The organism is Microbacterium murale, from assembly GCF_030815955.1.
Taxonomy (GTDB): Bacteria; Actinomycetota; Actinomycetes; order Actinomycetales; family Microbacteriaceae; genus Microbacterium; species Microbacterium murale_A.
Map to the genome: position 1 here is coordinate 1,567,393 of NZ_JAUSXK010000001.1, position 23,755 is coordinate 1,591,147.

The window sequence follows — 23,755 nt, forward strand, 5'->3', positions numbered from 1 at the left end:
GCCATGATGGAACAGTGGCTGCTCCCCTTGCTGAACTGACCAGGATGCCGAACCCGCAGCTCGTGTACGCGGCTGACGGCACGCGACTGGCGACGTACACCTGGGGCGACATCGATGCCCCGGTCGTCGTGGTCGTGCACGGTTTCGCCTCCAATGCACGCGACAACTGGGTGCTCACCGGATGGGTGCGCGACCTCACCGGCGCCGGGTATCGGGTGCTGGCGCTCGATCAGCGCGGCCACGGGTCCAGTGACAAACCGCACGACGCCGCAGCGTACGCGATCCGCACGCTGGCGACCGATGTCGAGACGGTCATGGACGTCTACCTCGTCGAGGAGGCGTTCTACGTCGGGTACTCGCTCGGGGCCAGGGTCGGCTGGGAGGTCGTGCGCGACCTTCCGCAGCGGATCACCAGGGCCGTGCTCGGCGGAGTCCCGGACGGCATCCCCCTCGAACGGCTCGACGTCGATCAGGTGCGCGCATATGTCGACAAGGGTGAGCCGGTGCAGGATCAGACGACGAAGAACTACATCGCGCTGACGGAGCGAGTCTCAGGCAACGACCTGCACTCACTCCTGGCGCTGGCCGAGGGCATGCGCCTCACCCGGACGGTCGACCCTGACCCGTCGAACGCGCCCACCAGTCCGATCCTCTTCGCGACCGGATCGAAGGACGCCATCATCGCCGGCTCCCGCGCTCTGGCGGACGCCGCGCCGCAGGGCCGGTTCTTCGAGATCCCCGATCGGAACCACTTCAATGCGCCCGGGTCCCGCGCGTTCAAGGATGCCGCGCTGGAGTTCCTCGAAGCGGCCGATTGATCCTGTTCGGCCTCTGCATCGGCATTCGGTCTACGCTCGGATCATGACCACCGTGATCCCCGCCATCGTCGCGTCCTCCGCCACTGACTCACTCGCCCTCGGCACGATCGAACGCCGCGACGTCGGCGCAGCAGATGTGCGCATCGACATCCGATGGGCGGGCATCTGCCACTCGGACATCCATACAGTGCAGGGTGATTGGGGTCCGCAGCACTACCCGCTGACGGTCGGTCACGAGATCGCGGGCACCGTGGCCGAGGTCGGCTCCGAGGTGACGAAGTTCAAGGTCGGCGACCGCGTCGGCGTCGGATGCCTGGTCAACTCCTGCGGCGAGTGCGCGAACTGCGCGGCGGGAAGCGAGCAGTACTGCCTGAAGGGCGCGATCGGCACCTACGGCGCCCGTGACCTCGACGGCACGATCACTCAGGGCGGATACTCCACCGAAGTCATCGTCACCGAGAGCTTCGTGCTGCGGGTGCCTGAGGCGATCCCGTACGAGAAGGCCGCTCCTCTGCTGTGCGCCGGCATCACGACGTACTCGCCGCTGCGGCACTGGAACGCCGGCCCCGGCAAGAGGGTCGCCGTCGTCGGGCTCGGCGGGCTCGGCCACATGGCCGTCAAGATCGCGCATGCCATGGGCGCAGAGGTCACGGTGCTCTCACGTTCGTTGAGCAAGAAGGATGACGCGCTCGGGCTCGGCGCCGATCACTACTTCGCCACCGAAGACCCGGAGACGTTCCGGTCGCTGCGCTCCAGCTTCGACCTGATCATCAACTCGGTCTCCGCTGCCGTCGACATCGATGCGTATCTGAAGCTGCTGGCGCTGGACGGCACCCTCGTCAACGTGGGCGCGCCGTCTGAGCCGATGCCGGTCAACGCCGGCACTCTGATCGGCGCGCGCCGCTCGTTCGCCGGGTCCAACATCGGCGGCATCGCGGAGACCCAGGAGATGCTCGACTTCTGCGCCGAGCACGGCATCGCCCCTGAGGTCGAGATCACTTCGGCCGATCAGATCAACGAGGCCTGGGCCCGAGTGCTGGCATCCGATGTGCGCTACCGATTCGTGATCGACGTCGAGACGCTGAAGGCCTGACGCCGTTCGCATGGCAACTGCCACACCCGCCGCGGGGTTCTTCGACGGTGCCCGGCGGTACGCGACACTGCGTGAGTCGTTTGTTCGGCAATCAGCTCTTACAGTCGGCGCCGCCGTGGTACTCACCATGCTCTGCGTCTTGGAGAGCATGCTCGGCGGGCTTCGCGCAACGCAACCGGGCACGCCTGTCATCCTCGACCTCGTCAGCGCCTTCCCCGCGTGGGCTGAATGGGTCCTCGGCGATGGTGTGTGGTGGTTTGCGCTCGTCTGCGCCGCCCAGTTCGTGACCTTTCAGATCCTCTCCACGCCACGGCTGCACCACGCGAGTCGTGACACTCACGGACTTCGCAATCGGTTCTCCGTCCTGATGCAGGCCGCAGCTGCGCTCACCACGGGCGGCTGGCTCCTTGCCGTGATCATCACGTTGGTCGTATCTTTCGGCCTGCCGGAGACACGTTCTCCCTCCGCTGGACTCTTGGTCTTCACCGGTGCCGCAGCAGGGCTGGCCCTTTATCTCGGAACCGAGTTGCGCCAGTACTACGGCACGGACGTCCTCTCGGATCTCCGGCACGCAAGAGAGCAGGCGGCGCAGGAAGCGGATGCACGTGAAGCAGATTTCTCGAGCGTGGCACGCGACAAACTCCGCCTGCGCTGGCTGATCGCCATCGTCGCCAGCTTGATCGCTGTCTTCCTGACAGGGCTCCTCGTGGCCGGCATCTCGGACGGGGAGCTGGCTGCTCCGTTCTGGGCGCGCGTCCTCCTGGTCGCGAGTGCACTCGTCGTGCTCATCTTCATGCAGACGTGGGCAGCGAGAAACGCGAGCGCCGTCGCGTTACGAGGACTGCAGATGTTCTTGTGCTTCACGCTTCTCGCGCCTGCGTCACTACTCGTCGGCACCACAGCGATGGTGATCTTGACACCACTCATTCTTCGGACGGGTGATATCGCGTGGTTCTACGGTGCTCTTGCCGCGTTCACCGTTGTCGCTGCGGGCCTGGTCGTCGCCACTCACTTCATCTGCCGCGCTCATAGGCTCCAGAACGCCGGGTTCGGCTGGACGCTTCCAGGTGTGACCCTGATCACTGAGTCGAGGCAGGCGACGGCCCGGCTCGCGGTCCTGGAAGCCGCACTCAAATCCGAAGTTGACCGCCTTTCAGGACTCGAAATGAGGACGGCGGCTGCCGTCACACCGTCCGTGACGGGTTCGATGCGCTTGCCGATTCTCGGCGGCGTCGTTGCTGCATCCGTCGCGATCGGAGCGCTGAGCGCCATCGCGTTCGGGAGACGAGGATGACGAGCTCGACGCGCCTTGATCCGCGACGACGGCTGACTCTGTAACGACCTGACCGCCGAGCACACTCATTGACACTCGCCGTCAAACCGGTTTACACTCCAATCAAACCGGTTCACGTGCAGCTCGATGCGTGTGCCCAGGCCCAGCAGCTACGAGGAGGTGGCATGACTCGCACGACGATCGCCGATGTGGCCCGCGAGGCCGGCGTCACGAAGGCCACGGTCTCGCACGCCCTCAGCGGTAACCGCCCGATCTCGAGCGAAACCCGCGACAGGGTGCTCGCGGCGGTGGAGCGCCTCAACTGGGTGCCGAGCCAGAGCGCGAGAGCGCTCGCGACCAGTCGAGCCAACGCGCTCGCGGTGGTTCTCGCCCGCGACCCGGAAGTCATCGCCAACGACTCGTTCTTCCCTGCTTTCATCGCCGGTGTCGAATCGGTGCTCGCCCCGACCGAGACGGCACTGATCCTCCAGGTCGTCCCCGACCGCGCGGCAGAGGAGCGGGCCTATCGTGCACTCAGCCGCGGTCGGGCAGACGGGACGCTCCTGCTCGACCTGCGCACGGAAGACTGGCGTGTCCCGTTCCTCGCCGAGCTGAGCCTGCCGACCGTGCTGGTCGGCGCGTACGATCAGCCCACCGGGTTCTCGTGCGTCCGCACCGATGATGCCGCCCCGGTCCGTGAGATCGTCGCCAAGCTCCGTGCCGACGGGCACGAGCGCATCGCCCATGTCTCCGGGCCGCTCGATTACGTGCACTCGAAGGCGCGCGCTGAGGCATATGTCGAAGCCGTCGGCAGCGTAGAGCTGCTTCGCGAAGGCGACTTCAGTGCCGCGAGCGGCCGCACACTCACCGCGGAGCTGCTGGCGCTTTCGAGCCGCCCGTCCGCCATCCTCTACTCCAACGACACGATGGCGATCGCCGGACTGTCTTACGCGCGCTCACAGGGTCTCTCGATCCCCCGCGATCTCGCGATCTCCGGGTTCGACGACGATCACCTGTCGGCTCATCTCTCCCCGACGCTGACCAGCGTCTCCTCCGATCCCGCTGCGCGAGGCCGCGCGGCAGCCCGCCTCCTCCAGGCGGACATCCTCGGCGCGGAACCCCGCACCGAGATCGTCGACTGCAACGTCGTGCACTTCCGCGAGAGCACCGGGTCGACAGCATCCGCAACACCCACAGTGTCAAGGAGGACACCATGAAGAAGATCCGTGCAACAGCACTCATCGCAGCCGTCGCACTCGTCGCCACCGGATGCTCGTCCGGCGGCGGCGGCGGGGGCGAGGGCGCAGCCGAGGGCACCGGCCCGATCGATGTCTGGCTCTCGAACAATGAGCAGGAGGTCGCCTGGGGCACCGCTGTCGTAGACGCCTGGAACGCCGAGCATCCCGACGAGAAGGTGACGGCGCAGGAGATTCCCGCAGGGTCATCCTCCGAAGAGGCCATCACCGCGGCGATCACGGCCGGCACCGCCCCCTGCCTCGTCTACAACGTCGCTCCGGCCGCTGTCTCCGGCTGGGTCAAGCAGGGCGGGCTCGTCGATCTCAGCTCCATCGAAGGCGGCAGCGACTACATCGGCGACCGGGGCGGAGACGTGGATGCCTACGCGAGCGACGGCAGCTTCTATCAGCTGCCGTGGAAGTCGAATCCTGTCATGGTCATGTACAACAAGGCGCTGTTCGAAGCCGCGGGAATCGACCCCGAGGACCCGCAGATGAACACCTACGACGCGTTCCTCGAGAGGTCTCGTGCGATCGTCGCCTCAGGTGTGCAGAGTGCCATCTGGCCGGCGCCGACGAGCGAGTTCTACCAGCCGTGGTTCGACTTCTACCCGATGTACCTCGCCGAGACCGACGGCACGATGCTCGTCGAAGACGGGGCGTCCACGTTCGATTCGGATGCTGGACAGGCCGTCGCCGAGTTCTGGGCGACGTTCTACGAGGAGAAGCTCTCGCCGAACGAAGCATCAACCGACGACGCGATGTCTGCCGGAACCACCGCGATGCAGCTCGCCGGCCCCTGGGCGATCCCGTCATACGCCGAGACCGTCGACGTCGGCTTCATGCCGGTGCCGACGAGTGACGGCCGCGAGAACCCGGTCACGTTCGCCGATTCCAAGAGCGTCTCGATGTTCACCGCATGCGAGAACCAGGCCACGGCGTGGGAGTTCCTCAAGTTCTCCACGAGCGTCGACAGCGACGGCCAGCTCCTCGAACTCACCGGGCAGATGCCGATGCGCACCGATCTCATCGGCACGTACGCCGACTACTTCGAAGCCAACCCGAACTACGTGGCATTCGCCGAGCAGGCCGAGTCGACGGCCGATGTGCCCAGCATCCCGAACTCTGTGGAGGCGTGGCAGGCGTTCCGCGACGAGTACTCGGCAGCCGTGATCTTCGGAAAGAACTCGATCGACGAGTTCCTGAAGAACGCGTCGGCGAAGATCGACGACCTCGTCGCCGAGTGAGCTCATGACCGACAAGCGGCGGTTGCGCACCCGATGGTGGGGTGCGCAACCGATCGGCGGCCTGTTCGCGCTGCCGTACTTCGTGTTCGTGATCGCGATCTTCGCGTATCCGCTCGCGTTCGCGGTGTACATCGCGTTCCATGACTACTTCTTCACCGCCCCGGGTGTCGAGGTCGAGCGCCCGTTCGTGGGCTTCGACAACTTCGTCACCGTGCTCACCGATCCTCGGGTGCTCGGGTCATTCCGCAACACTCTGATCTTCCTGGTCATCAATGTGCCGCTGACGGCAGTGCTCTCGCTCGTGCTCGCGGCGGCCCTGAACACGGGCATCCGCTGGGTGGCCGCCTACCGGGTCGCGTTCTACGTGCCCTATCTGACTGCGAGCGTCTCGCTCGTCGGAGTCTGGATGCTGTTGTTCTCGGGCAACGGTCTGATCAACACGATCCTCGGCCCGCTCGCTCCCGACCCCTCCTGGCTCGTGAACAGCGGGCTGGCGATGCCGATGATCGCGCTCTACGTGACGTGGAAGCAGCTGGGCTTCTACATCCTGCTCTACCTCGCCGCGCTCCAGAACGTGCCCAAGGAGCTGTATGAATCGGCGGAGACAGACGGGGCCGGCGCCTTCAAGCGCTTCCTGCACGTGACGGTTCCCGGTGTGCGCAATGCCACCACGCTCGTGCTCATCCTCTCGATCATCACCGGCGCCAACCTGTTCACCGAGCCCTACCTGCTGACCAACGGCGGCGGCCCGGACGGCGCCTCGTCCACACCCGTCCTGCTCATCTACCAGCTGGGCATCCAGCAGCAGAATCCCGACACTGCGGCCGCGATCGGCATGATCCTCGTGATCCTGGTCGGGATGCTGTCGCTGGCTGCCAACCGCGCGACGAGGGAGAGATGATGAAACGCAGAAGCAAGATCCCCCGCATCCTGAGCATCGTCCTGCTCACGGTCGCAGCGATCGGGTTCGCCTTCCCGTTCTACTTCATGATCGTCGGCGCATTCCAGGAGAGCCCGACGAACGCCCCTGACGAGCTCTTCCCGACCAGCGGGTGGACGATCGACAACTTCATCGCGATCGACTCGCGGATCGACCTGGCGGGATCGTTGCTGAACTCGCTGATCTTCACGGCCGGCGTGCTGCTCGGCACCGTGGTGTTCGGGCTGCTGGCCGGCTACGCGATCGCGCGCCTCGACTTCCGTGGCCGCGGTGTGATCTGGGTGCTGATGCTGCTCGTGCAGATGGTGCCGTTCCAGCTGCTGATGATCCCGCTCTATGTGCAGATCACCCGCAGTTACGGTCTCGGGGACTCGTATCTCGGAATGATCCTGCCGTTCCTCATCAACACCACGGCGGTGTTCATCTTCGTGCAGTTCTTCAAGGCGCTGCCGGTGGAGATCTTCGAAGCGGCGCGGATCGACGGGGCGGGAGAGATCCGCCTGCTGACGTCGGTCGCGATACCGCTCATCCGTCCCGTGCTGGTGACCGTGGTCCTCGTCACCTTCATCGGCCCGTGGAACGAATTCCTCTGGCCCTTCCTCATCACGAAGGATGCCTCGCTGCAACCGCTCGCGGTGTCGCTGGCGAACTACATCTCCAACGTCGCGCAGTCCACTGCCAACCCGAACGGCGCGATCCTCGCGGGTGCCACGGCGCTCGCGTTCCCCGTCGTGATCCTGTTCATCGTCTTCCAGCGGTTCTTCAGAGCCACCGACCTCGGCGCAGCTGTCAAAGGCTAGCCAGAAAGGGCATCCATGTTCACCGGAGCCACCTTCCCCCTCGGCCCGTTCACTCCGTTCGAGGGCAACCCGATCCTTCGCCCGCGCGGCGACAGCTGGGAATCAGCCAACCTCTACAACCCGGCGGCGCTCGTCGACGGCGACGAGGTCGTACTGCTCTATCGCGCGCATGCCGACGACATCGTGTCGCACATCGGCATGGCCCGATCGCACGACGGCGTGAGCTTCACGCGCGAGGATGCACCGATCCTCTCCCCTTCCGAGGACTATGAGCGGTTCGGATGCGAGGACCCGCGGATCGCGCTGATCGACGGGACCTACTACCTCACCTACACCGGCTGGGACCGCCACAGCGCCCAGCTGTGCCTCGCGACCTCGGCGGACCTGCGCACTTGGACGAAGCACGGACCCCTGTTCGAGGAGTTCGACACTTTCAAGACCATGGACCCGCGCGGGTTCAACTGGTCCAAGGCCGGCGTGATCGTGCCGGTGAAGATGCAGGGCAAGTGGTGGATGTACTTCGGCGAGGGCGCGATCTACTGGGCGGCCAGCGACGATCTGATCCACTGGACACCCGGCACTGCCGACACCGACCCGATGTACTCCCCGACGCCGGGTACGTGGGACGAGGCCCTGGTCGAGATCGGCACGTCGCCTGTACTGTCCGACAACGGACTGCTCGTCTTCCTCACCAACGGCGCGACGCGAACGGTGAACGATGACGGCTCCGTCGATGTCGACTACCGGTGCGGCCAGATCGCGATCGACCCCGACGAGCCGACGAAGGTGATCGCCCGGCTTCAGCAGCCCTGGCTTCGCCCGCAGACGTTCGAAGACACCAACGGCCTGGTCTCGAACGTGACGTTCGTGGAGGGGCTGGTGAAGTTCAAGGATCGATGGTTCGCGTACTACGGCCAGTCGGACACGACCCTGGCCGTCGCCATCCACGACCCGGCTCAGCCCTGGGGGCGCTCTCTGCGCGCGGAGTGAGGCGGGTCAGGCGTTAGAGGCCTGGGGCGCGGGTGCTGGCATCCGATGTGCGCTATCGCTTCGTGATCGACGTCGAGACGCTGAGTTGAGCTGAGCTTGGCGAGAGCTGAGGCAGCAGGCGTACCGTTAACGTGTGACCGACTCGGTGGAGGGCGAGCAGTTCTTCGGCACCGATAAGAAGGCGGTGTCGATCTACCGAGCCGTCGGGCGGCGACTGCTCCGCTTCGACGACGTCGACGTCCGTGTGTCCAAAAGCCAGGTCGCATTCCGCGCTCGGCGCGGGTTCGCGTTCGCGTGGCATCCCGGAGACTACGTGGCCACGGACGTCCCTCTCGTGCTTTCCTTGGCGCTGCCTGAGCCGTTGGACTCCCATCGAGTCAAGGAGATCGCGCATCCGTCGCCGACGACCTGGATGCACCATCTCGAGCTGCGTCTGGTGAAGGACGTCGATCGCGAGTAACTCGGATGGGCGGAGCGCGCCTATCGGAACGCGCGCTGACCGTGGTGCCTCAAGCGGTCGCGGTCGCATCCTCACGACGAGGCAGCACCCATCCCGCGCGCGGGAAGTGGCAGGTGTAGCCGTTCGGGTAGGTGATCAGGTAGTCCTGGTGCTCGGGCTCGGCCTCCCAGAACGGACCCGCCGGCTCGATCGTGGTGACGGCTTTGGCGGGCCACAGGCCTGAAGCATCGACGTCGGCGATCGTGTCGCGCGCGATCTGCTCCTGCTCGGGACTCAGCGGGAAGATCGCCGAACGGTAGCTCGTTCCGATGTCGTTGCCCTGGCGGTTCAGCGTCGAAGGGTCATGGATCTGGAAGAAGAACGCCAGGATGTCGCGGTACGTCGTCTTCGCGGGGTCGAAAACCACCTCGAGCGCTTCGGCGTGACCGGGGTGATTGCGGTAGGTCGCGTTCGCGTTCTGGCCGCCGGTGTAACCGACTCTGGTGTCGAGGACGCCGGGCTGGCGGCGGACGAGGTCTTCCATGCCCCAGAAGCATCCGCCGGCGAGGACTGCCGTCTCGGTGCCGGGGGTGCGGGTGATGGTTCCGGTGTCAGTCATAGTGCTACTCCTCTGTCAGGGATAAGAACAGTCTGACGGCTACCGACATTCCAGTGCCCCTCTCGAATCGCGCAATGTGCTTCATTCGTCGGCAGGTACAGCACTTCGCGCAGTTCGAACGGCGCGGTATGGCGGCTGCATTGCCAGTAATGTTGCTTTCCTGCCACTCATACAGGGGGACGCATGTCGGTTGGTCTGCTCGCCGTCGTCGACGATATTCTGAGCGCCGCAATGAAGGCGTCTGCGAAAGCGGCGGGAGTCGTGATCGACGACGCCGCCGTCACTCCGCAGTATGTGCAGGGCATCTCCCCGGCACGAGAGCTGCCGGTGGTCTTCAAGATCACGCTCGGTTCACTCGTCAACAAGTTCGTGATCATCATCCCGATCGCACTGCTGCTCACCGCGTTCGCGCCCTGGGTTTTGCCGTACCTTCTCATCCTCGGCGGCACGTACCTCTGCTTCGAGGGCGCCGAGAAGGTTCTGGAATGGTTCGGATTCCATCACGGTCATGCAGACGAGGGCGCCCGCAACGAGAACAAGCTCGTGTGGGGTGCCATCCGCACCGACCTCATCCTGTCCACCGAGATCATGCTCATCTCGCTGGCGAATCTCGATGCCGGGCTCAGCATCTGGATGACACTGGCGATCCTCGCCGTGATCGCGCTGATGATGACCATCGTCGTGTACGGAGCGGTCGCGCTGCTCGTCAAGATCGACGACATCGGTCTGAAGATGGCGAAGAACCCCTCCCGACGCGTGCGGCACACCGGCACACGGATCGTACGGTCGATGCCTGCGGTGTTCAGGGTCATCAGCGTCGTCGGCACCGTGGCGATGCTGTGGGTCGGCGGACACCTGCTGCTCGCGAACCTCGGCGAGGTCGGGCTGACATTCTTCAGCGACATGCTGCACAGCATCCATGACTTCCTCGCGCCGGCCGGAGGGGTCATCGCGTGGGTCGGCGAGACGTTCGTCTCGGCCGTGGCCGGGCTTGTCGTCGGCCTCATCGTCGTCGGGGTCGTGCTGCTGATCGGACGGATTCTGGGCAAGAAGCCGAGCTTCCACGAGGGCGAAGAATCGCCGACGGCGGTGGCCGCCTAGTCCGCAGTGCCGAGCGCACGCCGGGCGGCCTTCTCCTGGAATAAGAGCGGGCGTAGCCTCGACGGCATGGACGTCTTCGAGCAGCTCCTGCCTAAAGAGTTCCACGCGACGGCCGGTGTTGAGGATTGGCGCGTGCTGTTCTGGGGAGCGCATGCGTTCTACCGCACCTCGTCATTCGCACAGGCAGCAGAGTTCGTCGGCGCGATCTCGGCCGCCGCCACGACCGTCGGCCATGAGCCGGATGTGGACGTGCGTCCAGAAGGCGTGGTGATCAGGTCGTGCTCGCGCCCCGACGGCGCCCTGAGTCGCAAGGATGCCGACCTCGCGGTCACAGTCAGCGCGGCGGCCCGATCAATGGGATTGGTCGCAGACCCCAGCATGCTGATGGTGGTGGGCATCGCGGTGGCGCAGGATGCCGGAGTCGACACCCGACCGTTCTGGGAAGCGGCCTTCGGTTACCGCCGAGTCGGAGATGAGGATCTGATCGATCCGCTGCGGCGCGGACCGCATCTCTGGTTTCACGAGCTCAGCCCGGCGCGACCAGGGCGTGGCCGGACGCACATCGATGTCTCGGTGCCGGCGGATCAGGCGGAGGGGCGCGTTCGAGCAGCGGTTGCTGCGGGCGGGCGCATCGCTGACGTTGACACGGCACCCGAGTCGTGGACCATCGCCTCGCCCGACAACCACGGCGTCGATATCGCGGGGTGGGCAGACATCGAGGGGTGATGCCCGCTTCCCGGCAGCCGGGGTGATCTCCGCTGTCATCCACAAGTCGTGAACCGCCTCTGACCAGAGGCACGGACTCGACCCCGCGCTGCGCCGCGGACGTGTGATCTTGACAGCGAACCACCTCGGTGGCATAGTTTGTGAATCGTTGGAAACGTTTACAGCACTCAAGGGAGAGCGCGTGGTCCGGGTCACCATCACTCAGGTCGCCGAGTATGCGGGTGTATCGATCGCTTCCGCGTCACGGGCTTTGAACGGCCAGATCGCGAGCGCCGAGACGATCGCGAAGGTGCAGCACGCGGCTGCGACACTCGGGTACGTCGCAGATGCGACCGCACGGTCGCTCAAACTCGGCCGTACGCACCAGCTCGCTTACGCCGTCGCTGACATCGGCAACCCGGTCTATGTCGAGATGATGACCGCGATCGAGCGCGTGGTGTCCGCATCGGGGTACCGCCTGGTCCTGTCATCGACCGGTACGTCGTCGTCATCCGTCGACGTCGTGCGCGATCTCGGGCGTGGCTACGTCGACGGCATGATCCTCTCGCCGCTCCGCGTCACCGACGAGCTTCTCGCCGCTCTCGCGAAGACGCCGACACCGGTCGTGGTTCTCGGGCGCCTGCCCGATGGCACGAGCCTCGACACGGTCCGGGCCGACTCGGTCACGGCGATGCGGCTTGTGGTCGATCACCTCGTCGCCGAAGGCCGACGTGATATCGCCTTCGTGAACGGTCCAGGCGACACGACGCCTGGCACCTTCCGCCGCGACGGCTTCAACACCGCCGTCACCGCGCACCCGCTCGTCTCGACACGCAGCATCGACGCCGACGACTTCACGATCGCAGCGGGGTACGCCGCCGCTCGCCGAGTCCTCGACGGCGATCGGCGGCCCGACGCCATCGTCGCCGCCAACGACCTGATCGGGATCGGTGCGATCCGTGCTGCGGAAGACCTCGGATTGACCGTCCCGGACGACATCGCTGTGACCGGCATCGACAACACCGAGCTCACCGGAGTCATCCGCCCAGGCCTGACCAGCGTCGACCTCGGCGCCGACGAGCGCGGTCGTGTCGCGGCGGAGCTTCTGCTCGCGCGCATCGCCGAACCCTCCCGCGCCGCGCACACCGTCACCGTCGCACCGGCACTGGTCGTTCGTGGTTCGTCACTCTCCCGTGCGCGTGCACAGGGTCGCGCTCCTCATCACGAGACCGACTCCACCGAGCTCGACGAAGAGAGGGCAGCCGGATGAGCACCATCGCCACGAAACCACCTCGACAGACGAAGCGGATCGGTCACCGCACCCGCGCGCAACGCCGCGAGGCCATCGCCCTCGTCGTTCCCGCGCTCCTGCCGATCATCATCTTCTCCGTCATCCCGCTGGTCAGCGGTGTGGCGCTCGGCTTCACGGACGCCACGCTGAAGCGGAACGCGGAGATCAACTTCATCGGTTTCGGCAACTTCATCGAGCTGCTCGGCGATCACCGCTTCTGGGGCTCCTTCGGCATCGGCCTCGTCTGGGCCGGTTCAGTCGCCCTTCTGACGCTCGTCTGCGCAATGGCACTCGCGCTGCTGCTCAACAGCGACCTGCGGTTGAAGGGTCTCACCCGCGTTCTGGCACTGATCCCCTGGGCGATGCCGCCGGTGGTCATCGCGATCGTGTGGCGGATGATCTACAACCCCAACTCCGGGCCCCTCAACGGCGCCCTCGAGGCGGTCGGCATCCCCGGAGTCAACTGGCTCGGTGACTTCTCGACCGCGCTGCCCGCCGTCATCGTCGTCGGCGTCTGGGCAGGCATCCCGCAGACCACGGTGCTGCTGCTGCTGGCCGGAATGCAGTCGATCTCGGCAGAGCAGCACGAAGCAGCGGCCGTCGACGGCGCCGGAGCCTTCCGCCGGTTCTGGCACATCACGCTCCCCGCGCTGCGGCCCGTGATCATCGCCGTGACGGCCCTCGACTTCATCTGGCAGTTCAACTCCTTCGGGCTCATCTACGTGCTCACAGAGGGCGGCCCGGGCGGACGGACGATGATCCCTCCCCTGTTCACCTATCTGGAGGCGTTCCGCAACCGTGAGATCGGATACGCATCCGCGATGGGCGACGTGCTCGTCATCGCGATCCTGCTGATCCTGTCGCTCTATCTCATCAACCAGTTCCGCCAGACGAAGGGAGAGCGCTCATGACCACGAAGCGCCCCTGGTACGCGACGGTGCTGATGTACGCGGCCCTCGCTGCGTTCCTGCTCTTCCTCGGATTCCCTCTGCTGTGGTTGCTGTCGGCGTCGTTCAAGTCGTCGGGAGAACTGAACTCCCTCGCCGTCAACCTGCTGCCGGCCAACTGGGACTTCAGCAACTACGGCTCAGCGCTCGAGCGGCAGAATCTCCTGCCCGCGGCGGGAAACTCCCTCCTGGTCTCGATCGCGACGATGGTGATCACGGTGCTGCTGTCCATGCCGATGGCATACGCCCTCGCCCGACTCAGGGGCAAGCTTCGCGCGGCGGGGACGGTCTGGATCCTCACGAGCCAGGTCTTCCCCTCGATCCTGATCATCATCCCGCTGTTCCTGGTGCTCCGTTCGATCAACCTCAACGACACCCTGTTCGGCCTGATCCTCGTCTACGTCACGTTCACGCTGCCGTTCACGCTCTGGATGCTGCAGGGATACGTCGCCGCCATCCCGCCGGAGCTCGAGGAGGCCGGTGAGATGGACGGCGCGTCGCGGATCACGATCCTCCGCACGATCGTCCTTCCGCTGCTCGCACCAGGTCTCGTCGCAACCGCGATGTTCACGTTCGTCTCGGCGTGGAACGAGTTCTTCCTCGCCCTCGTGCTGCTGCAGAGCCCTGAACTCTACACGCTTCCGATCGCGCTGCGCTCCTTCCTGGGTGCCGAAGGGCAGACGCAGCTCGGCCCGCTGGCCGCAGGTGCGATCCTCGCGACGATCCCGTCGCTCATCATTTTCAGCATCCTGCAGAAGAAGCTGACCGGCGGAATGCTCGCCGGTGCGGTCAAAGGCTGACCCGGCCACCAAGGGGAGATCACAAATGAGAAAGGCGAGCAATATGAACAGAATCCGAGGCATAGGCGCCATCGCTTTCGCGGGCGCGGCCGTCCTCGCCCTGAGCGGATGCCAGCAGGGCAGCGCGACCGGCGGAGGCGACGAGGGCGGGGGCGACGCCGTCACCCTCCAGTTCCAGTCGTTGTCCGACCAGCCGGCGACCCAGGCCGCAGTCAAGTCGGTCGTCGACGACTGGAACGCGGAGAACCCCGACGTCCAGGTCGAGATCATCCAGGCCGGATGGGATGGCACGTTCGACAAGCTCATCACCCAGTTCACGGGTGGAACAGCACCGGACATCATCCACTACGAGGCGAGTTCCATCGCATCGTTCGCTGCGGACGGTTATCTCGCAGACCTGACGGACTACATCGATGACGATCTCAAGTCCGACATCTCCGATGGCATCTGGGAGTCGGTCACCCAGGATGGCGAGATCATCGCGTATCCGTCGACACTGCAGTCGTACATGGTGTTCGCCAACGCCGATCTTCTCGCGGCTGCCGGCGTCGAGGTGCCGAGCGGCGACACGATGACGTGGGAGGAGTTGCAGGAGATCGCGAAGGCGACGACCACCGGCGGCGCCCACGGGCTCGGATGGGGGCTCGCATCGCCCACCGCGACGATGATGAGCCTTTCGCTCGGCTTCGACGGGGGCTACTTCTCCGGCGAGGGCACCGACGCCTCGATCGAGGTCGGCGATGCCGAACTCGCCGTGCCGGAGCTCATCCACGAGATGGCGTACACCGACAAGTCGATCGACCCGATCTCGCTCACGCAGTCGGGATCCGATGTTCTCGCATCGTTCTACGGCGGGAAGATCGCGATGACCGTGCAGGGTTCGTTCCAGGCGACGAACATCGCCAATGACGCGCCGGAGGGATTCAACTGGGTCGCCCTGCCGCCGCTGGAAGGCTCAGCCGGGGCAATCCAGGCAGCCAATCCCCAGACGTACTCGGTGAACATCGATTCCGAGCACGTCGAGGAGTCGGCCGAGTTCCTGAACTTCCTCATGAGTGGCGAGAACCTCGGCCAGATCGCCTACGCCGACGCGCTCATCCCGTCGTCCGGCTCGGCGCGCGCAGAGGTGGAGACGCTGGCCGCCGACAACCCAGCCTGGACCCAGGTGCTGGCGTCCGGTGAGGGCCTGGTAGGACCGCCGTTCCTCAAAGTGGAGAAGTACACCGAGTGGAAGGACACCATCGCGACGCCCGCCTTCCAGCAGTACCTGGCCGACCAGATCACCAGCGAGCAGCTGGCCACCCAGCTGTCCGACGGCTGGGCCGACATCGCCGGCTGATGACGCTCGCGGGGGCGAGCCGCCGGTTCGCCCCCGCCTGTCATCGACATCAGAGGCAAACAAGGAGTGGAAATGTTCGTGTTGCAGGACCGAGTGGCCGGAGTGCTCGCCGGCGCCGCAGTGGGAGACGCGCTGGGAGGTGCCACCGAGGGCTGGACCCCCGAGCAGATCGAGGAGCGCCACGGCGGTCGAGTCGAGGGGATCGTCGGTCCGTTCCTCGCCGATTGGAAGACGGCGCGGCCGATCGCGCCGTACCACAAGGGCGATGGGCACGTCACTGATGACACTCTCATGACGCATGCGCTCGTGGAGGTGTACGCCAAGCGGCGTCGCCACCTCGACGCGTACGATGTCGCCGGGGACCTCGTCCCGCTCATGATCGGTGAGCGCCGCTGGGTTCCCGAACTCGAGGACGACGCGCTCATCCTGCAGCGCGTCTTCCTCGCCGAGAAGTGGATCGTCGCGAAGCTGCACTACGGACACGCCGACCCCCGCGAGGCGGGCGTCGGGAACATCGTCAACTGCGGTGCCACGATGTACATGGCCCCGGTCGGGCTCGTCCACATCGGCGACCCCCGCGGTGCATACGCCGAGGCCATCGATATCGCCGGAGCACACCAGTCGTCCTACGGGCGCGAGGCCGCAGGCGTGTTCGCCGCGGCCGTGGCGGCGTCCGCAGCATCCGGCGCGACCGTCGCCGATGTGCGCGCGGCCGTGCTCGATGTCGCTCACGACGGCACCGCCGCGGCGATCCGCGCCGTGTTCGAAGCCGTCGACGCCTTCCTCGCGGCCGGAGGATCGGATGATCCACGCGACCTCGCGCGCACCGTTCGCGCTGCGGTCGCACCGTTCGACACCGTCGGCGACCAGTACCGCGCGCCCGCGATGGATGCCCGACTGCCGTCTCGCACCAAGTCGATCGAGGAGCTTCCTGTCGCCCTGGGCTTCGTCGTCGCTCGGGACGGCGACCTGCGCGCCGCCGTGCTCGACGCTGTCAACTACGGTCGCGACTCCGACTCGATCGCGACGATGGCCGGCGCCATCTGCGGCGGCCTTCATGGCCAGGATGCCGTGCCGAGCGAATGGGTCTCCGGCGTCACAACGGCCAGTCGCCTCGACCTCGACGGCGTGGTGACCTCGATGACAGAGGTCGTGCGCGACGTCGCGCGTGCTGACGCCGACCGCGCGACTCAGCGGGTGACAGCACTCGCAACGGTGCTCGGCGCGTCGCAAGACCGGGAGGGCGCGGCGTGAGATTGACCTGGGCGCAGCCGGAAGACCTGGTCCCCGCCGAACTCGCAGCCCTCCGCGAGCAGGGCGTCGCCGAGAGTGATATCGCTCCGATCGAGCAGCGATGGGCGGATGCGGGCGGATCGACCCGACTCGCCCCCTCGGGTGCCAGCGCGACCCCCGCTGCCCCAGAGGTACGCGCGCTGGCGCGCGCTGTGCTCGATGAGTTGCAGACTCTGCAGACGCCGAGCGCCGATGAACCGGACGAATGGGCCGATATCGTCGCGCTGCTCCCAGACGAGGCCTCGCCGGGTCCGGCATCCGTGGCGCCTGTGGCGTTCGAGCGCGTGCACGGGGCATGGCTCGGCCGGTCCGCCGGCTGCCTGCTCGGGAAGCCGGTGGAGAAGATCCCGCGCGAGGGCATCGAGCAGATCGCGCGTGCCACAGGCAACTGGCCCATCCAGACGTATTTCACGGCTCTCGGGCTCCCCCAAGAGGTCGCACAGCGGTGGCCATGGAACCGTCGCTCTGCGCCCACTTCGCTCCTGGAGAACATCGACGGGATGCCAGAGGACGATGACCTCAACTTCCCGATCCTCGCGCTCGATCTGCTGGAAGCGCATGGCGCGAGCCTGACGACCGAGCACGTCGCAGAAGCCTGGCTGGGAGCACTTCCTGCTGGCCGAGTCTTCACCGCCGAGCGTGCGGCGTACCGGAACATCCTCGACGCCCGTACCGTGCCGGACACGGCGAAACATCACAATCCGTTCCGCGAATGGATCGGCGCTCTCATCCGCGCCGACGTGCATGGCTGGGCGCACCCCGGTGATGTGCGCGCTGCTGCCGCATCGGCATGGACCGATGCACGACTGAGCCATACCCGCAACGGCATATACGGCGAGATGTGGGCCGCCGTGCTGTGCTCCGCGTCGCTGGTCGCCGGGTCTGCCGATGAGGTTCTGGATGCTGCCGACACTGTCGTTCCGCCGGCTTCGCGTCTTGCTGCCGCCGTGCGCCTCGGGCGCGAGACCGGGCGTACGCTCGCCTCCGGCGCACTGACAGTCGACTCGGCGCTCGACACTCTGCATGCAGCCTTCGAGGGGATGCACTGGGTGCACACGCTCAACAACGCGGCCCTCACGGCATGCGCCCTTCAAGCGTACGGCGACGACTTCGGCGCTGCCATCGCACTCGCCGTCGCCGGCGGCTGGGACACCGACTCGGTCGGGGCGACCGTCGGATCGGTCGTCGGCGGACTCGTGGGCGCTGACGGGATCGGCGAGGCATGGACAGCGCCGCTGAAGGATCGCATCGCGACCTCTATGCCCGGTGGGGCGGAGCGCTCCATCCGTGAACTCGCCGAGCGCACGCTTCACCTCTCCGGCGGAACGTCATGAGCGTCGTCATCGTCGGCAGCATCAACCAGGATGTCGTCGCCCGCGTCGACCGCATTCCTGCCCCCGGCGAGACGGTGCTCGCGTCATCGCTGGTACGCACGGGCGGAGGGAAGGGCGCCAACCAGGCTGTCGCCGCCCGTCGTGCAGGAGGATCGGTCGTCGCCTTCGTCGGGGCCGTGGGCACGGACCCGGACGGGGAGACTCTTCGCGGTGCGCTCGTCGCCGACGGCATCGACGTCTCCGGACTTTCGCAGGTCGATGGCCCCAGCGGCATGGCACTCATCTCGGTCGATGACACCGCGGAGAACACCATCGTCGTCGTGCCTGGCGCGAATGCGGTGGCCAGCGCTCTGACGCCGGCGCAGCGTTCGGTCGTGGCGACGGCGCAGGTCGTGCTCACACAGCTGGAGATTCCGATCGCTCTGGTGCGGGAAGCCGCTGCCGTCCGCGGCGAGCACGCCTGGCATCTACTCAATGCCGCGCCGTCGGCGCCGTTCGTGACGGCCGGTTCCGCACTTCTCCCCTCCGTCGATGTACTCATCGTCAACGAGCATGAGGCGCTCGACGTCGCAGGCGTGGACGATCTGGAAACGGCCGTCGCCGCACTCGCACCTCGCGTGCGCGCGCTCGTCGTGACGCTCGGCAGACAGGGGTCGATGATCGTCTGCGGTGCGGAGCGGGTGAACGTTCCCGCATTCGCCGCCGACGCGGTCGACACAACGGGGGCCGGGGACACCTTCTGCGGCATGTTCGCCGCCACGCTCGCAGCATCCGGTCGTGCGCCGGAGAGCGTCGACGCCGCGTTGCTCGCGGATGCCGCACGCGCGGGAGCAGCAGCGGCCGCGATCGCCGTGACCCGCACCGGCGCGCAGGATGCGGTGCCGTTCGCGGCGGAGGTCGCCGCGCTGATTGAAAGGACCCACGCATGAGCGCCGGTTTCGATCCCCTGCACCCGCGCGAACTGGATCTGCCCACGCCGGTGCCGCTCGACATCGACCTCACCACTGGCGACGCCGCGACCGCACTCGACGACGCCAAGATCTTCGCGGCACCGTCCGATCCTGCCGACCTCGAACGGTGGCGGACGCAGCTCACCGCCTGGCGAGAAGGCGCGAGACAGCGCCATGGTGAACCGACCCGATACGACGATCCGGCATCGGCATGGGCCAGCAGATGCTTCACCGTGGCGCAGACGTGGCTGTGGGACGAACTGTTCTTCGACTTCGAGGCGCAGCGGTTCACCCCCGAGCGTTTTCTCGCCGATGCCCGAGAACGCTTCGGCGGTCTCGACGGCGTCGTGCTGTGGCACGCCTATCCTGTGATCGGCATCGACGACCGGAATCAATGGGACTTCTACGACGTGCCAGGGCTCGCCGACGTCGCCGCGGAACTGCGCGCGGCCGGCGTCGCAGTGTTCCTCGACTACAACCCCTGGGACACCGGTACCCGCCGCGCGGGCGATGACTCCAGTCAGCTCGCCGCGACCGTGCGGCGCCTCGGCGCGGACGGCGTCTTCCTCGACACTCTCAAGAAGGCCGATCCCGAACTCGTCGCCGCGCTCGACGAGGCACGGCCAGGGATCGGTCTCGAGGGAGAATCGAAACTCGCGACCGAACGGATCGCCGACCACACACTCTCCTGGGCGCAGTGGTTCGCCGACTCCGACACCCCCGGTGTGCTTCGCGCCCGGTGGTTCGAACGCCGCCACATGCAGCACCACATCCGCCGCTGGCATCGCGATCACGCCGCCGAACTCCGCTCAGCCTGGCTCAACGGCGTCGGCGTCATGGTGTGGGAGGTCGTCTTCGGCGCGTGGGTCGGCTGGAACGATCGGGATGCCGCGACGCTGCGCCGTATGCTCCCCGTTCAGCGCGGTTTCCACCGCTGGCTCGTCGACGGAGAGTGGACGCCGCTCACCGTGCTCGACGGCGCGGTCGCCGGGTCCGCCTTCGAGCTCGACGGCGTGACCCTGCTGCTCCTCGCCAACACATCAGAGGACGATGCCGTATACCGTCCTGTCGGCACCGGATGGTCGGCGCTGCACGCGGGCGACACCGCCGAGGCGATCACCGTCCCGGCGGGTGGCATCGCCGCCGCGGTGAGGGTCGACCACGGAACCGTCGTCCCGGACGAGCTCGACGCTGTGCAGGCCGCGCTCGTCGGAGAGACCGTCCACCGCGATGCCTCGTTCGGGCACCGCATCTCACGCCGGGTGGTCGCACCCCGATGGGAAGGCCCGGTCGAGCCGACCTCATTCCGCTCCGTCGCGGTACCCGCCGGCGAGTACACGCTCACCGTGCGATTCCGGATGAGGGAGACCGGCATGTACGACGGCGCACCCTACGTCGACGAGTGGAAGCCGCTCCCGCCACGACTGCACGATCAGCGCACCCTCGACCGGACGGTGGTCGTCGCGCAGCCGGTGCAGATCGCTGCTGCCGAAGTGAGCGAAGCCGAGTACGCCCGATTCCTCGAGGCGATCGGAGAAGTCGCGGATGGCCGTGACCCAGACCGCCCGGTGACGAATGTCACGTTCGCCCGTGCCCGCGAGTACGCTGCCTGGGCCGGGGGACGACTCCCCACCGAAGACGAGTGGCAGCTCGCGGCGACCCGGACGGGCTTCATCCGACGCTCCCCCGAGGTCTGGAACTGGACCGAGTCGGAGCATTCGGACGGCCGCACCCGTTTCGTCATGCTCAAGGGTGGCAGCGCCCACCGCAGCGAGGGCTCGGACTGGTACTTCGACGGTGGTGTGAAGCCACCGGAGTTCAGCGCCAAGCTGCTGTTGCCCGGTCTCGGACAGGATGCGTCGCCGTCGATCGGCTTCCGCATCTGCATCGAGGACAGGCCGTGAGCGCACTCGAGGGCCTTCGGGTCGTGGACGCCTCGACCCTGTTCGCCGGTCCGATGGCTGCGATGCATCTGGGTGACATGGGCGCGGACGTGATCAAGGTCGAGCATCCGAATCGGCCCGACCCGGCGCGCGGTCACGGACCGAGCAAGGATGGGCAGAACCTCTGGTGGAAGACGCTCGGTCGCAACAAGCGCACCGTGGCGATCGATCTGCACACCGACGGCGGGCGCGATGCGTTCCTGCGTCTCGCCCGAACCGCCGACGTCGTGATCGAGAACTTCCGACCAGGCACGCTCGAACGCTGGGGCCTCGACTACGCCGCGCTCTCCGTGGAGAATCCAGGGCTGGTGCTCGCTCGCGTGACCGGGTTCGGACAGATCGGGCCGTACCGGCGCCGGCCGGGATTCGGCACGCTTGCGGAGGCGATGAGCGGGTTCGCCTCCTCCACCGGTGAGCCGGACGGTCCACCGACACTCCCCCCGTTCGGTCTCGCAGACGGGATCGCATCGCTCGCGACGGCCTATGCGATCATGGTCGCTCTGCATGCTCGTGACCGGGACGGCAAGGGGCAGGAGGTCGACGTCGCCATCATCGAACCGATCCTCGCGATGCTCGGCCCCCAGATCACCCGATGGGATCAGCTGGGCACCGTGCAGCCGCGAACCGGAAACCGCTCCGTGAACAACGCGCCCCGCAACGCTTACCGCACGGCCGACGGCTCCTGGGTCGCGGTGTCGACGAGCGCGCAGTCCATCGCCGAACGCGTCGTCACGCTAGTCGGTCGACCCGAACTGGCCGATGAACCGTGGTTCGCGACCGGGGCTGCCCGCGCAGAGCACGCCGACCTCCTCGATGATGCTGTCGGCTCATGGATCGCCCAGCGCTCCCGTGACGAGGTCGTCGCCGCGTTCGAGGCGGCCGATGCTGCGGTCGCACCGATCTACGATCCGTCCGACATCGTCGCCGATCCGCAGTTCAACGCGCTCGGCACCATCCACCGCATCCACGATGCCGATCTCGGCGAGATCGCGATGCAGGGCCCGCTGTTCCGGCTCTCGCAGGATGACGCGACGATCGGGTTCACCGGTCGTGCCCACGGTGCGGACACGGATGCCGTGCTGGTGGAGCTGGGATACTCCGACGACGAGCTCACGGCACTGCGCGAGGAAGGAAGCATCGGATGACGCGATCGATCATCGTCGCGCTGTACGCACCAGCCGATCGGCCCGAACGTTTCGAGAAGGCGCTGAACGCGGGGGCGGATGTCGTGATCGTCGACCTCGAGGATGCCGTCGCGGCATCGCACAAGGCGGATGCCCGCGCGGCGCTCACCGACTTCGCGGCGGTGTGGGAGGCCTGCGGTGCGAATGCGCCCGCGGTGCAGGTGCGGGTCAACGGCATCGGATCACGTTCGCACGACGCCGATCTCGCGGCGGTGGACGCGCTGCCGGTCGCATTCGGGGTGCGCCTGCCGAAGACGCAATCTTCCGAGGATGTCGACGCACTCCGTGCCGCGTTGCCCGGCCGCGAGGTGCACGCGCTCCTCGAGTCGGCGCTCTCGATCGAGCGCGCGTTCGAGATCGCCTGCTCTGGTGTCTCCTCGATAGCGACGGGTGAAGCAGATCTACGGGCCGAGCTCGGCGTTCCCGCAGGACCGGAGGGCGAGGCGGGACTGGCCTGGTCGCGCAGTCGCATCGTCAATGCCGCAGCCGCGGCGGGGCTGCCCGCTCCTCTGATGGCGGTGTTCGCCGGTGTCGCCGATCTCGATGGCCTTGAGGCGAGCTGCCGCGCCGGCCGCGCTCTCGGCTTCGCCGGCCGCACCGCCGTGCATCCGCGTCAGCTTGACGTCATTCGCCGAGTCTTCACACCGGATGCCACGGAGATCGCCCGTGCGCAGAGCATCGTCGACCGCGTGCGCTCTGCCGCGGCGGACGGCACCGGCGCCTTCGTTCTCGAAGACGGAACCTTCATCGACATCGCAATGGTGCGTGCTGCCGAGCGGGTGCTTGCCAGCACGCGGCGCTAGAGCTCGCTCTCCTCTAAGGGCACGAAGCTGTAGCGCCCGGCATCCGCTCTCCTGTGCGGGATGCCACCGCGAATGTCAACGACCGTCATCACACCCGCGACCGGCACGACGAGTCGGCCGCCCTCGGCGAGTTGCGCCTCAAGGCGCACCGGAACGGTCGTCGCCTGCGCGGATACCAGGATGCGGTCGAACGGTGCCTCCTCGGGAAGACCCAGCACGCCGGGGATGGCTTCCCTGATGTCAGCGCGAGCCCCTGTCTCTGCGAGGCGCTCGCGCCCGTAGCTCACGAGCTGCGGAACCAGCTCGACGCCGATGACCGTGCCCTCCGGGCCGACCATCGTGCTCAGTATGGCGGTCGTCCATCCCGAGCCGCTTCCGACATCGAGCACGCGATCGCCGGGTTGCACGTCGAGCAGCGCCAGCATCCTCGCCACCGTCGACGGCTGCGAGTTCGTCGAGTCCCAGCCGATCATCACCGGGTGGTCGGCGTCTGCCAAGTGACGCAACTCTTCGGGCAGGAAATCTGCCCGCGGCGTGGACGACATCGCCGCGCGTACACGGGTCTCTGTGCCGGGGTCCACTCTGATCGCAGACATGATTCGACGGTACGC

23 protein-coding genes are annotated in these 23,755 nt (G+C 66.8%); 21 read left to right on the plus strand and 2 right to left on the minus strand.

Annotation, left to right across the window (positions count from 1 at the left end; translation table 11 throughout):
- Window positions 1-14: 14 nt before the first annotated feature.
- The 9 genes from QFZ46_RS07700 (at window position 15) to QFZ46_RS07740 (ending at window position 8,856) form a co-directional block, all read left to right on the plus strand.
- Window positions 15-818, plus strand: a complete 804-nt coding sequence (locus QFZ46_RS07700; RefSeq protein WP_307360058.1) for an alpha/beta fold hydrolase — start codon at window positions 15-17, stop codon at window positions 816-818.
- Window positions 819-861: 43 nt separating this feature from the next.
- Complete coding sequence (locus QFZ46_RS07705) at window positions 862-1,911, plus strand: NAD(P)-dependent alcohol dehydrogenase (RefSeq protein WP_307360059.1); 1,050 nt, start codon at window positions 862-864, stop codon at window positions 1,909-1,911.
- A 10-nt stretch (window positions 1,912-1,921) separates the two neighbouring features.
- Window positions 1,922-3,205, plus strand: coding sequence for a hypothetical protein (locus tag QFZ46_RS07710; RefSeq protein ID WP_307360061.1), 1,284 nt, complete (start codon window positions 1,922-1,924; stop codon window positions 3,203-3,205).
- Window positions 3,206-3,369: 164 nt separating this feature from the next.
- On the plus strand, window positions 3,370-4,401 hold the full coding sequence (locus QFZ46_RS07715; RefSeq protein WP_307360064.1) for a LacI family DNA-binding transcriptional regulator: 1,032 nt from the start codon (window positions 3,370-3,372) through the stop codon (window positions 4,399-4,401).
- Window positions 4,398-5,666: an extracellular solute-binding protein gene (locus QFZ46_RS07720; protein ID WP_307360066.1), complete on the plus strand. Its 1,269-nt coding sequence runs from the start codon at window positions 4,398-4,400 to the stop codon at window positions 5,664-5,666. Before QFZ46_RS07715 ends, QFZ46_RS07720 begins: the two co-directional genes overlap by 4 nt.
- A 4-nt stretch (window positions 5,667-5,670) precedes the next feature.
- Window positions 5,671-6,567, plus strand: coding sequence for a carbohydrate ABC transporter permease (locus QFZ46_RS07725; protein WP_307360068.1), 897 nt, complete (start codon window positions 5,671-5,673; stop codon window positions 6,565-6,567).
- A complete protein-coding gene (locus tag QFZ46_RS07730) occupies window positions 6,564-7,406 on the plus strand; it encodes a carbohydrate ABC transporter permease (RefSeq protein ID WP_307360070.1) in 843 nt (280 codons plus the stop codon). Before QFZ46_RS07725 ends, QFZ46_RS07730 begins: the two co-directional genes overlap by 4 nt.
- A 15-nt stretch (window positions 7,407-7,421) precedes the next feature.
- Entirely contained in the window at window positions 7,422-8,396 is a 975-nt protein-coding gene (locus tag QFZ46_RS07735; RefSeq protein ID WP_307360073.1) for a glycoside hydrolase family 130 protein, read from the plus strand.
- 133 nt (window positions 8,397-8,529) lie between these two features.
- Window positions 8,530-8,856, plus strand: coding sequence for a DUF5655 domain-containing protein (locus QFZ46_RS07740; protein ID WP_307360075.1), 327 nt, complete (start codon window positions 8,530-8,532; stop codon window positions 8,854-8,856).
- Between the two features lie 49 nt (window positions 8,857-8,905).
- Here the strand turns inward: QFZ46_RS07740 and msrA are convergent, their stop codons facing one another.
- Window positions 8,906-9,454 (minus strand): peptide-methionine (S)-S-oxide reductase MsrA, encoded by a 549-nt coding sequence (msrA, locus tag QFZ46_RS07745; protein ID WP_307360076.1) that lies wholly within the window; start codon window positions 9,452-9,454, stop codon window positions 8,906-8,908.
- Between the two features lie 183 nt (window positions 9,455-9,637).
- Between msrA and QFZ46_RS07750 the strand changes: the two genes are divergently transcribed.
- The 12 genes from QFZ46_RS07750 to QFZ46_RS07805 all read left to right on the plus strand — a co-directional run bounded on the left by QFZ46_RS07750 (window position 9,638) and on the right by QFZ46_RS07805 (window position 23,144).
- Complete coding sequence (locus tag QFZ46_RS07750) at window positions 9,638-10,555, plus strand: DUF808 domain-containing protein (protein ID WP_307360077.1); 918 nt, start codon at window positions 9,638-9,640, stop codon at window positions 10,553-10,555.
- A 66-nt stretch (window positions 10,556-10,621) separates the two neighbouring features.
- Window positions 10,622-11,281, plus strand: coding sequence for a VOC family protein (locus tag QFZ46_RS07755; RefSeq protein WP_307360078.1), 660 nt, complete (start codon window positions 10,622-10,624; stop codon window positions 11,279-11,281).
- A gap of 181 nt (window positions 11,282-11,462) precedes the next feature.
- The gene (locus QFZ46_RS07760) at window positions 11,463-12,530 is read left to right on the plus strand and encodes a LacI family DNA-binding transcriptional regulator (protein ID WP_307360079.1); all 1,068 of its coding nucleotides are present in this window, start codon (window positions 11,463-11,465) and stop codon (window positions 12,528-12,530) included.
- On the plus strand, window positions 12,527-13,462 hold the full coding sequence (locus QFZ46_RS07765) for a carbohydrate ABC transporter permease (RefSeq protein WP_307360082.1): 936 nt from the start codon (window positions 12,527-12,529) through the stop codon (window positions 13,460-13,462). The genes QFZ46_RS07760 and QFZ46_RS07765 overlap by 4 nt, the downstream gene beginning before the upstream one ends.
- Entirely contained in the window at window positions 13,459-14,298 is an 840-nt protein-coding gene (locus QFZ46_RS07770) for a carbohydrate ABC transporter permease (protein ID WP_307360085.1), read from the plus strand. Before QFZ46_RS07765 ends, QFZ46_RS07770 begins: the two co-directional genes overlap by 4 nt.
- Window positions 14,299-14,341: 43 nt before the next feature.
- Entirely contained in the window at window positions 14,342-15,637 is a 1,296-nt protein-coding gene (locus QFZ46_RS07775) for an ABC transporter substrate-binding protein (RefSeq protein ID WP_307360088.1), read from the plus strand.
- Window positions 15,638-15,709: 72 nt separating this feature from the next.
- Entirely contained in the window at window positions 15,710-16,891 is a 1,182-nt protein-coding gene (locus QFZ46_RS07780) for an ADP-ribosylglycohydrolase family protein (protein WP_307360091.1), read from the plus strand.
- Window positions 16,888-18,264: an ADP-ribosylglycohydrolase family protein gene (locus QFZ46_RS07785; RefSeq protein ID WP_307360093.1), complete on the plus strand. Its 1,377-nt coding sequence runs from the start codon at window positions 16,888-16,890 to the stop codon at window positions 18,262-18,264. Before QFZ46_RS07780 ends, QFZ46_RS07785 begins: the two co-directional genes overlap by 4 nt.
- Entirely contained in the window at window positions 18,261-19,193 is a 933-nt protein-coding gene (locus QFZ46_RS07790) for a ribokinase (protein ID WP_307360095.1), read from the plus strand. The genes QFZ46_RS07785 and QFZ46_RS07790 overlap by 4 nt, the downstream gene beginning before the upstream one ends.
- Window positions 19,190-21,118, plus strand: a complete 1,929-nt coding sequence (locus QFZ46_RS07795) for an SUMF1/EgtB/PvdO family nonheme iron enzyme (protein ID WP_307360096.1) — start codon at window positions 19,190-19,192, stop codon at window positions 21,116-21,118. The genes QFZ46_RS07790 and QFZ46_RS07795 overlap by 4 nt, the downstream gene beginning before the upstream one ends.
- Window positions 21,115-22,302: a CaiB/BaiF CoA transferase family protein gene (locus QFZ46_RS07800; RefSeq protein ID WP_307360098.1), complete on the plus strand. Its 1,188-nt coding sequence runs from the start codon at window positions 21,115-21,117 to the stop codon at window positions 22,300-22,302. Before QFZ46_RS07795 ends, QFZ46_RS07800 begins: the two co-directional genes overlap by 4 nt.
- On the plus strand, window positions 22,299-23,144 hold the full coding sequence (locus QFZ46_RS07805; RefSeq protein ID WP_307360100.1) for an HpcH/HpaI aldolase/citrate lyase family protein: 846 nt from the start codon (window positions 22,299-22,301) through the stop codon (window positions 23,142-23,144). Before QFZ46_RS07800 ends, QFZ46_RS07805 begins: the two co-directional genes overlap by 4 nt.
- On the opposite strand, the gene QFZ46_RS07810 is transcribed toward QFZ46_RS07805, so the two are convergent.
- Entirely contained in the window at window positions 23,141-23,740 is a 600-nt protein-coding gene (locus tag QFZ46_RS07810; RefSeq protein ID WP_307360102.1) for a protein-L-isoaspartate O-methyltransferase family protein, read from the minus strand. The two genes, QFZ46_RS07805 and QFZ46_RS07810, sit on opposite strands and share 4 nt — an antisense overlap.
- Window positions 23,741-23,755 lie beyond the last annotated feature (15 nt).

Excerpts from the sequence above, each read along its gene's own strand:
- QFZ46_RS07730 (WP_307360070.1), top strand. The coding sequence starts at position 6,564 with ATGATGAAACGCAGAAGCAAGATCCCCCGCATCCTGAGCATCGTCCTG.
- QFZ46_RS07775 (WP_307360088.1), top strand. The coding sequence starts at position 14,342 with ATGAACAGAATCCGAGGCATAGGCGCCATCGCTTTCGCGGGCGCGGCC.
- QFZ46_RS07710 (WP_307360061.1), top strand. The coding sequence starts at position 1,922 with ATGGCAACTGCCACACCCGCCGCGGGGTTCTTCGACGGTGCCCGGCGG.
- QFZ46_RS07790 (WP_307360095.1), top strand. The coding sequence starts at position 18,261 with ATGAGCGTCGTCATCGTCGGCAGCATCAACCAGGATGTCGTCGCCCGC.
- msrA (WP_307360076.1), bottom strand. The coding sequence starts at position 9,454 with ATGACTGACACCGGAACCATCACCCGCACCCCCGGCACCGAGACGGCA.
- QFZ46_RS07805 (WP_307360100.1), top strand. The coding sequence starts at position 22,299 with ATGACGCGATCGATCATCGTCGCGCTGTACGCACCAGCCGATCGGCCC.
- QFZ46_RS07735 (WP_307360073.1), top strand. The coding sequence starts at position 7,422 with ATGTTCACCGGAGCCACCTTCCCCCTCGGCCCGTTCACTCCGTTCGAG.
- QFZ46_RS07720 (WP_307360066.1), top strand. The coding sequence starts at position 4,398 with ATGAAGAAGATCCGTGCAACAGCACTCATCGCAGCCGTCGCACTCGTC.
- QFZ46_RS07725 (WP_307360068.1), top strand. The coding sequence starts at position 5,671 with ATGACCGACAAGCGGCGGTTGCGCACCCGATGGTGGGGTGCGCAACCG.
- QFZ46_RS07795 (WP_307360096.1), top strand. The coding sequence starts at position 19,190 with ATGAGCGCCGGTTTCGATCCCCTGCACCCGCGCGAACTGGATCTGCCC.
- QFZ46_RS07770 (WP_307360085.1), top strand. The coding sequence starts at position 13,459 with ATGACCACGAAGCGCCCCTGGTACGCGACGGTGCTGATGTACGCGGCC.
- QFZ46_RS07705 (WP_307360059.1), top strand. The coding sequence starts at position 862 with ATGACCACCGTGATCCCCGCCATCGTCGCGTCCTCCGCCACTGACTCA.
- QFZ46_RS07755 (WP_307360078.1), top strand. The coding sequence starts at position 10,622 with ATGGACGTCTTCGAGCAGCTCCTGCCTAAAGAGTTCCACGCGACGGCC.
- QFZ46_RS07810 (WP_307360102.1), bottom strand. The coding sequence starts at position 23,740 with ATGTCTGCGATCAGAGTGGACCCCGGCACAGAGACCCGTGTACGCGCG.
- QFZ46_RS07715 (WP_307360064.1), top strand. The coding sequence starts at position 3,370 with ATGACTCGCACGACGATCGCCGATGTGGCCCGCGAGGCCGGCGTCACG.
- QFZ46_RS07750 (WP_307360077.1), top strand. The coding sequence starts at position 9,638 with ATGTCGGTTGGTCTGCTCGCCGTCGTCGACGATATTCTGAGCGCCGCA.
- QFZ46_RS07765 (WP_307360082.1), top strand. The coding sequence starts at position 12,527 with ATGAGCACCATCGCCACGAAACCACCTCGACAGACGAAGCGGATCGGT.
- QFZ46_RS07780 (WP_307360091.1), top strand. The coding sequence starts at position 15,710 with ATGTTCGTGTTGCAGGACCGAGTGGCCGGAGTGCTCGCCGGCGCCGCA.